The 14,101-nt window shown below is 50.7% G+C and carries 13 protein-coding genes; 1 reads left to right on the plus strand and 12 read right to left on the minus strand.

The window, feature by feature from the left end:
• Positions 1–39: 39 nt before the first annotated feature.
• A complete protein-coding gene (locus IO95_RS23470; RefSeq protein ID WP_051791171.1) occupies positions 40–1,413 on the plus strand; it encodes an SUMF1/EgtB/PvdO family nonheme iron enzyme in 1,374 nt (457 codons plus the stop codon).
• 216 nt (positions 1,414–1,629) lie between these two features.
• Here the strand turns inward: IO95_RS23470 and IO95_RS09430 are convergent, their stop codons facing one another.
• The 12 genes from IO95_RS09430 to IO95_RS09485 all read right to left on the minus strand — a co-directional run bounded on the left by IO95_RS09430 (position 1,630) and on the right by IO95_RS09485 (position 13,882).
• The gene (locus IO95_RS09430) at positions 1,630–1,875 is read right to left on the minus strand and encodes a type II toxin-antitoxin system CcdA family antitoxin (protein WP_023489778.1); all 246 of its coding nucleotides are present in this window, start codon (positions 1,873–1,875) and stop codon (positions 1,630–1,632) included.
• A 171-nt stretch (positions 1,876–2,046) separates the two neighbouring features.
• Positions 2,047–2,787 carry a glycerophosphodiester phosphodiesterase gene (gene ugpQ, locus IO95_RS09435; RefSeq protein WP_023489779.1) on the minus strand — a complete coding sequence of 247 codons (741 nt, stop codon included), beginning with the start codon at positions 2,785–2,787 and terminating at the stop codon, positions 2,047–2,049.
• Complete coding sequence (locus IO95_RS09440; protein ID WP_023489780.1) at positions 2,784–3,857, minus strand: sn-glycerol-3-phosphate import ATP-binding protein UgpC; 1,074 nt, start codon at positions 3,855–3,857, stop codon at positions 2,784–2,786. Before IO95_RS09440 ends, ugpQ begins: the two co-directional genes overlap by 4 nt.
• Positions 3,858–3,871: 14 nt before the next feature.
• Positions 3,872–4,717: a sn-glycerol-3-phosphate ABC transporter permease UgpE gene (gene ugpE / locus IO95_RS09445; RefSeq protein WP_023489781.1), complete on the minus strand. Its 846-nt coding sequence runs from the start codon at positions 4,715–4,717 to the stop codon at positions 3,872–3,874.
• Entirely contained in the window at positions 4,714–5,601 is an 888-nt protein-coding gene (ugpA, locus tag IO95_RS09450; protein WP_037385071.1) for a sn-glycerol-3-phosphate ABC transporter permease UgpA, read from the minus strand. Before ugpA ends, ugpE begins: the two co-directional genes overlap by 4 nt.
• A 75-nt stretch (positions 5,602–5,676) precedes the next feature.
• Positions 5,677–6,996, minus strand: a complete 1,320-nt coding sequence (ugpB, locus tag IO95_RS09455; protein WP_023489783.1) for a sn-glycerol-3-phosphate ABC transporter substrate-binding protein UgpB — start codon at positions 6,994–6,996, stop codon at positions 5,677–5,679.
• 174 nt (positions 6,997–7,170) lie between these two features.
• Complete coding sequence (locus IO95_RS09460; protein ID WP_023489784.1) at positions 7,171–8,358, minus strand: PLP-dependent aminotransferase family protein; 1,188 nt, start codon at positions 8,356–8,358, stop codon at positions 7,171–7,173.
• 207 nt (positions 8,359–8,565) lie between these two features.
• Positions 8,566–9,267, minus strand: a complete 702-nt coding sequence (gene livF, locus IO95_RS09465; protein WP_023489785.1) for a high-affinity branched-chain amino acid ABC transporter ATP-binding protein LivF — start codon at positions 9,265–9,267, stop codon at positions 8,566–8,568.
• 12 nt (positions 9,268–9,279) lie between these two features.
• Positions 9,280–10,047: a high-affinity branched-chain amino acid ABC transporter ATP-binding protein LivG gene (gene livG / locus IO95_RS09470; protein ID WP_023489786.1), complete on the minus strand. Its 768-nt coding sequence runs from the start codon at positions 10,045–10,047 to the stop codon at positions 9,280–9,282.
• Positions 10,044–11,327 (minus strand): high-affinity branched-chain amino acid ABC transporter permease LivM, encoded by a 1,284-nt coding sequence (locus tag IO95_RS09475; protein ID WP_023489787.1) that lies wholly within the window; start codon positions 11,325–11,327, stop codon positions 10,044–10,046. The genes livG and IO95_RS09475 overlap by 4 nt, the downstream gene beginning before the upstream one ends.
• A complete protein-coding gene (livH, locus tag IO95_RS09480) occupies positions 11,324–12,250 on the minus strand; it encodes a high-affinity branched-chain amino acid ABC transporter permease LivH (RefSeq protein WP_037385041.1) in 927 nt (308 codons plus the stop codon). Before livH ends, IO95_RS09475 begins: the two co-directional genes overlap by 4 nt.
• A gap of 516 nt (positions 12,251–12,766) precedes the next feature.
• Positions 12,767–13,882, minus strand: coding sequence for a branched-chain amino acid ABC transporter substrate-binding protein (locus tag IO95_RS09485; RefSeq protein WP_023489693.1), 1,116 nt, complete (start codon positions 13,880–13,882; stop codon positions 12,767–12,769).
• Positions 13,883–14,101 lie beyond the last annotated feature (219 nt).

A 14,101-nucleotide genomic window follows, 5' to 3' on the forward strand; every position in this document is an offset into this window, starting at 1 on the left:
TTCGCTTCACTAAAATCAGTTTTAAAAGGAGTAATAAGTATGAAACTACCAAACTCAATGAGTAAATTCGCCTATCTCTCATTACCAACCCTTCTATTTAGTTGTTATACCAAAGCTGCGCCAATGGTAACGGGAAATGAAGTCAATGCATTGACTAACAGTATTATTAAAACTCTGTCTGAAGCTGAAAAAAAAGGTTCATGGCCAGCAGGATACTGTGAAAAAACCTATAGTGACATTGCTGAAATATCAAATAAAGCCTACTCTTTATCAAAAGAGACCAACAACACTGCGGAAATAACCGAAAATTTCCGACAGCTCAATAAACAAGCAGAAGCGATGTTGAAATTATGCGGTGACTTTGACAATAACACTTTCCCTGGAGGGCAGTTACAAACACGTTATTTACGCGCTGATATGTCATTATGGAAAGCACAGTTTGATATGTTATTTAATAATAACCCTATTCCGCTTTCTAAAATTAACATTGTACGTTCCAACAGTGCCAAGCCAGCAGAAAAGTTGAAAGACTTTCAAAAGTTTAGAGATTGCGAAGACTTTTATTGCAGCCAGATGGTGGTCTTACCTAAAGGTAACTATTTAATGGGCGGAACCCCAGAAGAACACCTAGCGCTTAAAGTGGACAAGTATCGTGCGGATTGGGAAAGTCCCCGGCATGCTGTACAGATCGGCAACGCCTTTGCCATATCGACAACAGAGGTTACCGTTCAGGATTTTGCTCAATTTGTGCAAGAAACCAAGCGGGAAATGGCCGCGGGCTGTTTAGCCTTCCCCGGATATCCGGCCATGAGCAACCGTGAATATGCAATGTATCAGCCTAATTTATCTTGGGAAAATCCCGGTTTTGAACAAAGTGCAATGTCACCAGTCACTTGTGTTACACGTACAGATGCTGAAGATTATGCCATTTGGCTCTCAGCCAAGACTGGCGTTCACTACCGTTTGCCCAGTGAAGCGGAATGGGAATATGCAGCTCGCGCGGGGACCAATACGCCCTATTTTTGGGGAAATAAAGTTGAAGATGGATGTAATTACGCTACTTTCTATGATGAATCAACGGATAAAGCCACTGGTTTCCGGTTTATTATGGCGAAATGTGATGATAAAACACCTTATACCGCTACTGTGGCTAACTTTAAGCCCAATAATTGGGGCATCTATGATATTACCGGAAATGTAAGGGAATGGGTTTCTGATGCTTGGGAAAGTTCCTATGAGACCGGGCCCTATACTGAAGCACCAAGAAAAACTGGCGTTTCTCAATTCCCAGTATTGCGCGGAGGTGCCTGGAATTACATGCCGCAGAATGTCCGCATCGCTTATCGCTCCGCCTATTACTCCTGGCCAATGCGTGCAAATATGTGGGGCTTCCGCTTGGTACGTGAAATTTAATTTGAATCTAAACAACTCGAGTTATTTGACAAAAACGTGGGGTATTTTTAAATAGCAACAGCGCTGTCCTTTTAGCACGAGGCCCACCAATGGGTCTCGTCATACATTTGAATAGCGACAGCTATAAAGCTCCATTGGAAGGAAGCTAAATACCTAAAATAAGCAAATCGACAGCGGCTACAATGTCATCACGTAGATAAGCAGCGAACAGTTTCATTACAGTACCCCAAACCTGTCATCATCCGAGAAAAGTCCATTGTCTTCAACGAAGTGATTTAAAGCTTCCAAGCCTGCACGGTTCTCCTCCACCCAACGCTCACGCTGGCGTGTTTTGACGGCGACTTCAAGCGCTCGGTTTAACGTTACCGAAAGATTCAGTTCCAGTGCTTTGGCCTGCTCTAACAAGTCAGCACTTAAGTAGACGTTAGTATTGCGTTTTTTTTCGATGCCGTGGGATCGCATAGTCATTTCTCCACATAATTCATGCGCATAAATTATCACAATACCAGCAACGACCGCACATTGATGCTAGACCAGCACCCTTCTAGCAACAGAGAGTGGCGGCAACAGCGGATAAACTAAGGCGTCAATGAGTAAAAGCAGCCACCTTCCCTGGTGACTTACCTTAGCGCTTTAAAAATTCGGGCCAATTAAATCTATCCGGTCGGTACAAATGCAATCTACCCCCCAGCTCAGCAATAAGCGCGCGCGTTCCGGGCTGTTGACGGTATACACCAGAATACGCAACCCGGCGGCTTTTAACGCGCTAACCCGTTCAGCAGTCAGTGCGTTATGGTTAATATGCAATGACACGCAACCCAGGCGTTGGGTCAGTTCAAGCCAGTTGTCATCCCATTGGTCCAGCAGCAGGCCTCGGGGTAATTCCGGTACGCTACGCTGCGCGGCAGCCAAGGCTGGGACCGAAAATGAAGAGAGCAGCGGAGCCGTTTGCCCTTGCCACAGTTGCCTGGCAGCCAATGCCACAACGCGACCGGTCTCTTCATCACAACCAGTAGTAGGTTTGATTTCAATGTTGACCATCATACCGTGCTGTTTACAACGTGCTGCGACCTGAGCCAGTAACGGTAGACGCTCCCCTTTAAAGGCCGAGCTATACCAGTTGCCGGCATCCAACTGCACCAGTTTCTCCCATGGCAATTCACCCGCTACCCCCCAGCCATTGCTGGTGCGGTCAAGGGTGTCGTCATGCAGCAGGAAGATCTCCCCATCCAGCGCGAGCTTGGCGTCAAATTCAATCATGGTGTGGCCGTAACGGGCCCCCACATCAATCGCTGCCAGCGTATTTTCTGGCGCCAGAGAACCGCCGCCGCGATGGGCCGCAATAGGAGGATAAGGCCAGGTTATGCTGTTCATTTCATTCGTAATCCACTGTCAGTATCAAAAAAGTGCAGTGCCGATGCGGGCAACTGCAAATATAAGGTGCTGCCCACAGGCGGCAACATTTCATGACTCAGGCGCACAATCACCCCCACGCCGCCCCACTCGCCATGCGCCAGGTTATCCGCACCCAACAGTTCTAGCGTTTTCAGTTCCAGGGGAATACCACCATGCTCATGGGAACTCAGTTGAATATGCTCCGGGCGGATACCCAACGTCAATGCCCGTCCCCCCCATTGGGGTTGTGGTTCAGGCAATTCAAGCATCATGCCGTCGGCCAACTGTAACTGCTTACCCTCGGCACTGAGTGTACCTGGGAATAAGTTCATCGCCGGGGAGCCGATAAAACTGGCCACGAACAGCGAAGCCGGGCGTTGATAGACTTCACTCGGTGTGCCAATTTGTTCCGCTACCCCTTTGTTCATCACAATGACACGTTGTGCCAGTGTCATCGCCTCAACCTGGTCGTGTGTAACGTACAAGCTGGTGGTTTTCAAACGGCGATGTAACTGCTGCAACTCCAAGCGCATCTGTACACGCAATTTGGCATCCAGGTTAGATAACGGCTCATCAAACAGAAATACCGCCGGTTCACGCACAATCGCACGCCCCATCGCCACACGCTGCCGCTGACCACCAGACAGCTCTCGCGGTTTGCGTTGCAACAAAGGGGTCAACTCAAGAATACGTGCAGCCTCTTCCACCCGCTGGCGGATCTGCTGTTTACCAAAACCACGAATTTTCAGGCCGTAGGCCATGTTGTCATAGACACTCATATGCGGATACAGCGCGTAGTTCTGGAACACCATCGCAATACCGCGATCTTTCGGTTCCAGCTCCGTCACCCGTTGAGCGTCGATATAAATATCCCCGGAGGTGGTGCGCTCCAACCCGGCGACCATACGCAATAACGTCGATTTACCACAGCCGGAGGGACCCACCATCACAATAAATTCGCCGTCCGCCACGTCGAGATCAATCTGTTTGATCACCGGCGTTTTGCCGTCATAAGACTTGGTGACTGCTTGTAGTTTTAAACCTGCCATCTAAAGGATATTCCTTACTTCTCGCTATCGACCAAACCGCGCACAAACCAGCGCTGCATCAGAAGAACCACCGCCAATGGCGGGATTAACGTTAAGATCATGGCGGCCATCACCTGGTTCCATTGTGTCGGCCCACCCGAAGTGGAAATCATGCTACGAATACCCGCCACCGCGGTATTCATCGAGGCATCGCTGGTGACCAGCAATGGCCATAGGTATTGATTCCAGCCGTAGATAAAGGTGATAACAAACAGCGCCGCCAGATTGGTTTTTGATAATGGCAACACAATGTCCCAAAAGAAACGCATCGGCCCAGCCCCATCGATCCTCGCGGCTTCCAGCAGTTCATGTGGCAAAGTCATAAAAAATTGGCGTAATAAAAAGGTCGCCGTGGCTGAAGCCATGAGCGGCAATGTCAGGCCGGTATAACTGTCCAGCAGATTCAGGTTGGAGATCACCTCTACCGTGGGGAAAATGCGCACTTCTACCGGCAACATCAGCGTGATAAAGATCAACCAGAAGAACAAGCTACGTAATGGGAAACGGAAATAGACAATGGCATAGGCAGAAAGCACCGAAACGACGATTTTGCCACTGGTGATGGCGAGCGCCATGATGACACTATTGAGCAACAGCATCGAAAATGGCACTTTTAGGGCGCCCACCCCACTTTGCCAAATATGGCGAATGTTGTCCCACAGATGATCACCAGGGACTAATTGCATTGGTGTCTGGAAGATCTGCTGATCATCCAAAGTAGCGGCGATAATCGCCACATACAGTGGAAATAACACCACCAATACCCCCACCACCAGCATGATATGGCTGAAGATATCCAGCCCACGTCGGTTCTCAATCATTGGTAACGCACCTTACGCTCAACAAAGCGGAACTGGATCACCGTCAGGCCAATCACCAGCACCATTAACACCACCGATTGCGCCGCTGAGCTGGACAGATCCAACCCGGCAAAACCCTCGCGATAAATTTTATAAATCAATGTCGTGGTGGATTGCCCTGGTCCACCGGCAGTGGTGGCATCAATCACCGCGAAAGTATCGAAGAAGGCATACACCAGATTCACCACCAGCAGAAAAAAACTCACCGGAGTAATCAGCGGTAATACCAGGTTGAAGAAACGCCGTACTGGCCCAGCTCCGTCGATGGCGGCCGCTTCAATCAGCGAACGGGGAATCGCTTGCAATCCAGCCAGGAAAAACAGGAAGTTATAACTGATCTGTTGCCACACTGAAGCCAGAACCACCAGGAACATCGCCTGACCACTGTTTTGTGCATGATTCCAGTCATAGCCAAAACCAGCAAGAATGTGGGTAATCAAACCCATACCTGGGCTGAACAGGAAACTCCACAAAACCGCCGCTACAGCTGGAGCGACGGCATAGGGCATGATCATCAACGTGCGATAAAAACGGCGACCACGTAATACATGGTCCACCAGCGCAGCAAAAAATAGCGACACCAATAAACCGATACCCGCGACCAGAAAACTGAACACTAAAGTGGTATAGACAGACTCTAGATAATAGCCATCTTGTAGCAGTTGCTTAAAATTATCCAAACCAACGAACTGGCTGGACAGGCCAAAGGGATCAACACGTTGTACCGAGTACCACAGCGCCTGACCCGCAGGCCATAAGAAAAATACCACGGTGATCAGCAACTGTGGCAACACCAGAACATAAGGCAACCAACTGCAACCGAAACCGGGACGGTGTGAACTCATCATCAAGGACTCATAGAAAGAAAAACGACGCAGAACGGGCGTCACAAGTAACGCCCGTTTGGATGGTGTTGCTGATTACTTGGTTGAGGCCTCGAAACGACGCAACAGTACGTCACCCCGCTGTACTGCGGTATCTAGCGCCTGCTGAACCGTTTTCTTGCCAGCCCACACGCTTTCCAGCTCTTCATCTACCACGGTACGGATCTGTGGCATATTCCCCAGACGCAAGCCCTTGGTAAACGGTAATGGGGATTTGTTCAGCATCTGACGGGTGGGGACATCCGCACCGGGAAACTTGTCGTAGAAACCTTGTTGCCGGGTCAGCTCATAAGCAGCAGTGGTGATCGGCAAATAACCGGTTTTCTGGTGCCATTCGGCGGCGATTTCCGGCTGTGCCAAGAATTGCATGAATTCCGCCACACCTTTATAGGTAGCAGGGTCCTTGCCCTTCATTACCCACAGGCTAGCACCACCGATAATGGCGTTTTGCGGTGCAGTTTCCACACCCGCATGGTAAGGCATCATGCCGACGCCAAAATCAAATTTGGCATATTTACGGATACTGGCCATGGAGCCCGAAGAGTCGGTCATGATTGCACAATCACCATTATAGAACTTCTCGGTTGCCTCACCCTTACGACCAAAGTAGGTGAAATCCCCTTTTTGCTGCATATCCTGCAAAAGTTGAATATGCTTGACCTGTAATGGCTGGTTGAACTCCAACTTGGCGTTGGTGCCAGCAAAGCCATTATTTTCAGTGGCGAATGGTACTCCATGCCAGGCGCTAAAGTTCTCTAACTGGATCCAGCCCGACCAACCACTGGTAAAACCACACTTGATACCGGCTGCGCGCAATTTGGCAGTATCCGCTGCCAGTTCCTGCCAGGTTTTTGGCGGCTGGTCAGGGTTCAAGCCCGCTTTCTTGAAGGCCTCTTTGTTGTAATACAACACCGGAGTAGAGCTATTAAACGGTTGGGATATCAGACGACCACTTTGGTTGTCACTGTAGTAGCCAGCCACTGCCGGTACAAATACTGACTCATCAAAGTTAATCCCAGAGTCCTGGAATACTTGATAGACCGGCTTGATGGCTTTGCTCGCCATCATGGTCGCGGTACCCACTTCATAAACCTGCAGAATCGCTGGCGCTTTACCAGCACGATAGGCCGCAATCCCTGCCGCCAGACCTTGTTCATAGTTACCCTTGTAAACAGGGACGATTTTTACATCAGGGTGAGATTGATTAAAACGACTCGCCAGCGAGTCCACTACTTCACCCAGTTCTCCTTCCATGGAATGCCAGAAGGGGACCTCAGTCACTGCCATAGCCTGGGTGCTGACCACCATGGTCAACGCAACACACAGCGTGGTTTTTTTAATCATTTGAATCAACATGGCTAACTCCTGAAAAATGCGGGAAATGCCCAAGAAAAAAGATACCGGGCATAACATGTCATGTTCAGGTGACAGAAAAATAACGCTTTGGTGAAGGCAACGTGACGGGATAATGACTAAATAATGATGAGTGGAATGCGGCGGTTAGGGGAGCCCCAGACCGCCGTAGAAAGATTACAGCGAACGACGCAGACGCGCCACCGCCTCTTGCATCTGTGGTTCGGTAGCGGTGGCAAATGACAAGCGGAAGGTAGAACGGTCCGGCTTGTCACAGAAGAAGTACTCACCGGGAACAAACACTACCCCTTGTTGCAGCGTGGTGTTTAACCATTCCGTGGCATTGAACGGCTCACGGAAGCGCGCCCACAGGAACATGCCACCTTTTGGCCTATCGAAGCTGATCACATCACCCAGCTCGTTTTCAACCAAGTCCGCCAGGATCTCGCCTTTGTGTTTATAGGCGGCACGGAGCTTTTCAATCTGTGCTGGCAGACGATCCAACCCCAGATAACACTCAACGATGCTCTGCGACAAGGCGCTGGCATGTAAATCGGCCGCTTGCTTGATAATAGCCACTTTGTGCAACAGGAAGGGTGGCAGGATCGCCCAGCCCAGACGTAGGCCTGGAGCCAGGATCTTGGAGAAGGTAGAGGTGTAGATAATATTTTCTGTATGGCCCAATACCTGCTGAGAAATCTGATACAAGGTGGCATTGCGCTCATCAGTGAAACGTAGCTCACCGTAAGGGTCATCTTCAACAATCAGGAAGTTATGTTCCGCAGCCAGTTTAACCAATTGCTCACGGCGTGCAGTACTCAGCGTCAGCCCACTGGGGTTGCCAAAGTTCGGCACCACATAAACCCCTTTGATTTTCTGGGTTTTCAGCAGTTCAGCCAGCTCATCAACCACCATACCTTCGCTGTCTGAAGAGACAGACATCACATGGGCTTCGGCCAACTCCAGCGTTTGCAGCGCGGCCAGATAGGTCGGGCGCTCAACGACAAACACATCTCCGGGGTTAATCAGCGCACGCATCACCAAATCCAGCGCCTGCTGAGAGCCCGCAGTCACCAATATATCTTCTGGCTGAGCACGCACGCCACGCACCGCACATAGCTCACAAATACGTTCGCGCAGCAGGTAACTCCCTTCCGTCAATCCATACTGGAAAGCGCTTTTCGGTTGTTCGGTGATCGCCTGCTGAGTAGCCATGCTCAAGCCTTCGAAGTCAAACAGCGCATCAGAAGGGATGCCACCCGCCAGCGAGATCACATGCTCCATTTTACTGTGCTTGAGCAACTCACGGATTGCCGAGCTTTTTACATTTATGATGCGCTGTGCGAGTAATCCTTCAGTATTCATTATTTATTCTCGTCATCATTAAAAATGGGGCGATTGCTATGCCCCTGCCCTGTAAATACTATCTATACTCTTCATATTTCAAGCTGCTTGGGTGTTAGCTGCACGCTGTCACCCCAGTCACATAGTCAGCTATGCTCCTGGGGATTCCATCGCTTGCCGCCTACAATCAACCCGAATTATTTTGTGTATATTTAAGATATCGGGTAGTTAACCACCCAGATAGGCCGATCTCACTGCCTCGTTGGCTAACAATGCGGCACCCGTATCTTCCAACACCACACGACCATTTTCCAGCACATAACCACGATCCGCCAATTTTAACGCCTGATTGGCATTTTGCTCCACCAGAAAGATGGTCATGCCCTCTTCACGCAGCTGCTGGATAATATCAAAAATCTGCTGAATGATGATCGGTGCCAACCCGAGAGACGGCTCATCAAGTAGCAACAACTTCGGCTGACTCATTAACGCACGGCCAATCGCCAGCATCTGTTGCTCACCGCCAGACATAGTGCCTGAGCGCTGGCTACGCCGCTCCAGCAAACGCGGGAACAGGCTAAAAACCCGCTCAATGCGCTGCTGATACTGATCCCGATTGGCAAAAAAACCGCCCATCGCCAGATTCTCTTCCACCGTCATACGGGAAAACACTCGCCGCCCTTCCGGCACAATCGCTACCGCTTCACGCATAATGCGCGCCGTCTGCCAATGGGTAATATCCTGGTCCAGCAGCGTGATTGTGCCAGCACTGGCCCGCGGTTCACCGCATAAGGTGCCGAGCAAGGTGGTTTTACCCGCTCCGTTGGCGCCGATCAGTGTAACGATCTCCCCCTGCTGGATGTTCAAACTCACCTGATGCAGAGCTTGGATTTTACCGTAATGAGCCGATACCTGATTAAATGACAACATAATATTTACCCACTATTCGCCCAAATAGGCCCGGATCACATCCGGGTTATTGCGGATTTCGTCCGGTGTGCCTTGTGCCAACGGCGTACCCTGATTCATCACATAGATACGATCAGAAATCCCCATCACCAGTTTCATATCATGCTCAATCAACAGCACCGAAACCTGATGCTGGTTGCGCAGTTCGACAATCAGGTGATCCAGTTCGTCGGTTTCTTTCGGGTTCAAACCTGCAGCAGGCTCATCCAGCATCAGTAATTCTGGGCGTGTCACCATGCAACGGGCAATTTCCAACCGCCGCTGTTGGCCATAAGCCAGATTACCCGCCGAACGGTTAGCCAACTCCAGTAAACCTACGCGCTCCAGCCACACCGCAGCACGTTCCAGAGCATCGGCTTCCGCCCGGCGGAATGCTGGGGTTTTCAGCAAACCAGCAAACAGACCGGTTTTCAAATGCTGATGCTGAGCCACCAGCAGGTTTTCAATCACCGTCATTTCACGGAACAGCCGCACATGCTGGAAAGTACGTACCACGCCCATGCGAGCAATAGTCTGACCGGCCAGCCCTTCCAAATGATGGTCACGCAACTTGATGATACCGCTGGTCGGGCGATAAAACCCGGTAAGGCAGTTGAACACCGTGGTTTTGCCGGCACCATTCGGGCCAATCAGTGAGACTATCTCCCCTTGATGCAATTCCAGGCCGACATTGTTTACCGCCAACAAACCACCGAAACGCATTGAAAGCCCGGATACCGACAATAAAGGTTGAGCACTCATACCTGCGGCTCCTTCGCGGTGTCCGTTTCCGCCACGTTTAGTTTCAACTGCGGGCGTTTCATCGGCAACAACCCTTGTGGCCGCCAAATCATCATTAATACCATCAGCGCCCCCAGCAATAACATGCTGTATTCATTCAGGTCACGCATCAGCTCACGGGAAACCACCAATAACACCGCCGCCAGGATCACCGCAAATTGTGAACCCATCCCCCCCAGCACCACGATGGCCAAGACAAAGGCTGACTCAACAAAGGTAAAGGATTCCGGGCTGATAAAGCCCTGACGCGCGGCAAACAGGGTACCGGCAAAGCCGGCAAAGGCCGCACTGATAGTGAAGGCGGTCAATTTTATCTTGGTAGGACTGAGCCCCAGCGAACGACAAGCGATCTCATCTTCGCGCAGTGCCTCCCAAGCGCGGCCGAGTGGCATCCGCAACAGGCGGTTAATCACAAACAGCGTTAATATCACCAGCAACAGCGCAACCAGATAGAGGAACACAATACGGTCACCCGCTTCGTACTGCAGACCAAAAAAGTTATGGAATGTATCCCAGCCGCCATCGCGCGCACTGCGGTTAAACTCCAGACCGAAGAAGGTAGGTTTGGGGATCTGGCTGATACCATTCGGCCCACCGGTGATCTCAGTGTTATTGAGCAACAGGATACGGACAATTTCACCAAAGCCCAGGGTGACAATCGCCAAGTAGTCTCCCCGCAGGCGTAATACCGGGAAGCCCAGCAGGAAACCAAAAATAGCGGTGACAAACCCAGCCAGTGGCAAGCTTTCCCAAAAACCCAGACCATAGTAATGATTGAGCAACGCATAGGTGTAGGCACCGATGGCGTAAAAACCCGCGTAACCCAGTACCAACAAACCGGAAAGGCCAACCACAATATTCAGCCCCAGGCCCAGCATCACGTAAATCAACGTCATGGTGGCGATATCCACCGTGCCGCGTGAAACCAGAAACGGCCAGATAACAGCGGCAATAATGATCACCGCAGCCAGCAATTTCTGGCGAGTGGTGGTGCCATCAAAACTGGGCAAAACAAAGGATGGACCGGTAATTTTTTTCAGCCCGTGTTGCATCAAGGGACGTAACAGTTGGAAGAAAAACACCACTGCACAGCCAATACCAATCCACATCCAACGGACTTGCGCTGCACCATGCACCACCAGTTTGGTGCCATCCAGGCTCAATTGCATCCCCATCAGGAATGACGCCATAACAAACAGCACTACCGTAGCAATGCAGGCGTTAAGCAGACCGTGCTTCATACTTTCTCAACCTCCGGACGGCCAAGAATGCCCGTTGGCATCACCAGCAACACCACGATCAACAGCGCAAAAGAGACCACATCTTTGTATTCAGTACTCAGGTAAGCGGAAGTGAGTGCTTCTGCCACGCCCAAGACTAATCCGCCAATCATCGCACCAGGTATGCTACCAATCCCCCCCAATACCGCGGCAGTAAAGGCTTTCATCCCTGCCATAAAACCGATATAGGGGTTGATCACACCATAGAACTGCCCGAGCAGTACACCCGCTACGGCAGCCATTACCGCGCCGATAACGAAAGTGAGCGATATCACCCGATCAGTATTGATCCCCAACAGACTGGCCATTTTAAGATCTTCCGCACAGGCTCGGCAGGCGCGGCCCATACGGGAATAACGAATAAACAATGTCAGCGCCAGCATCGCCAAAAAGGTGACAACCCAGATGGTCAACTGCATGGTGGTGATGGTGGCAGCAAAGCCGTTGCTTTCCCCCAAGACCCATTGGCCGGTCACCAGGCTCGGCAACGCAAGATCACGTGAACCTTGCGTCAGGCTGACGTAGTTTTGCAGAAATATCGACATCCCAATGGCGGAAATCAGCGCGATCAGGCGCTTGGAATTGCGGACCGGCTTATAGGCTACCCGTTCAATGCTCCAGCCATAGGCGCTGGCGATGACGATAGACACCAGGAATGCCGAACCGATCAACAACCAACCAACGTCGATCCCCATCATCATCAGGGCGGCAATAACAATAAATGAGACATAACTGCCGATCATATACACTTCACCATGGGCGAAGTTGATCATGCCGATAATGCCGTAAACCATGGTGTAACCAATGGCAATCAATGCATAGGTACTGCCCAACGTAAGGCCGTTGAACATCTGTTGCAAAAAATAGAGAAACTGCTCTGACATACTCTGACCTTCTAAGGTGTTGCCACGGCCATAAAACAGTGGCCTAACAGCCCGCCGATAGCACAGGCTCCGGGGATCCCGGTTTAGACCCGTCATTCTTCAAATTGCGTGGATGTTGGCTATGCTCTGTCATCCCTGTCACATCATTAGCGATGCGCCTGGGGAGTCACGCGCTTGCCGCCTACAAGCAAATCGAATTATCTTGGGTATATGCTCTTCATATTCCAAACTGCGGAGGTGTTGGCTGTTTACCACGCCAAGTGCGATTGGAAACACACCGCATGTTGTTCTGCAACTCAAAGGGAGTTGGGTATAGACTCGTCATCATCCCACTCCCTGTATGAATTTGCGGGGAATATACCACTTCAAGGGAAAAATACGAACTCAACAGGCGTGCAATACGCTTGAGTTTAACCCTCGCCATTCCCTCTTTGTTCAGGGAACCAGCGAGGGAATGTCACCGTCGTCATCCATTTTTACTATTACTTGAATGACGCCGGTTAGCCTACAAGGGGTTTATTTTAACGGCGTGGATGAACCATCCGCATGCCATTCAAATACACCAAACTCAAACCCTTTCAGATCGCCTTTTTCATCCCAGCTTAGTGGACCCATTACGGTTTCCACGGGGGCGCCGGTTTTCAGGTTTTTGACAATCTCTGCCGGATCCTGGCTGCCACTACGCTCCATGCCTGTTACCAGCGATTGCAGTGCCGCGTAGGTGGTCCAGATAAATGGCCCTGTCGGATCCAGTTTTTTGGCTTTCAACGCGTCCACTACCGGTTGGTTGGCAGGTACCTGATCGTAGCGTTTTGGTAATGTTACCAGCATACCTTCAGAAGCCGCACCCGCGATATTGGACAGTGAAGAGTTACCCACCCCTTCCGGCCCCATAAAACGGGTAGTCAAACCGGCCTGCTTGGCTTGACGCAGAATCTGCCCCATCTCTGGGTAGTAGCCACCGAAGTAAACGAAGTCAACGTTCTCTTTCTTCAGACGTGCCACCAAGGTAGAGAAATCTTTGTCGCCCGCAGTGACCCCTTCAAACATCACCACGTCAGTGCCTTGCGCTTTCAAGCTATCACGCACTGAACGCGCCAGACCTTCGCCATACTGCTGCTTGTCGTGCACCACTGCAATGCGTTTAGGTTTAACATTATTAAGAATGTATTTAGCCGCTGTTGGCCCCTGATCGGAATCCAGCCCGGTGGTACGCATCAGCATTTTGTAACCACGGGTGGTCAGGTCAGCATTGGTCGCCGCTGGGGTAATCATGATCACCCCTTCATCTTCGTAAATATCAGAAGCAGGCTGGGTGGAAGAAGAACACAAATGACCGATGACATACTGAATGCCGTCATTAATCACCTTGTTGGCCACCGCGACCGCTTGTTTTGGGTCACAAGCATCGTCGTACTCAACCAGCACCAGCTTATCGCCCTTGATACCGCCCTTAGCGTTAATATCGGCAATAGCCTGACGCGCCCCAGTGAATTCCATATCGCCATACTGCGCCACCGGACCGGACATCGCGCCCACCACGGCAACCTTGATATCTTTCGCTATGGCAGCATGTCCCATGGCCATGGCGATACAGCCAGCCAGCAGCACGTTACTCTTGATAAATTTCATCCGCATAATCCCCATGTGTCGTTGTGAGTTTGCTTGTTGTGTTTGCCGTGCCTGGCCATTATTGCTATTCAGAGTCGCTGCCTACCCGCCACCGGAGTGAGCCTGGCTAGAACAGTAAAACTGCTTTTATCCATAAGTAATAATGGGTTAGGTTAATTCACGGCAAACTTTTCTAATAAGACTTTACTTTTCATGCTATTAAACAGGAATTTTATTCTG

It is taken from the genome of Serratia sp. DD3 (assembly GCF_000496755.2).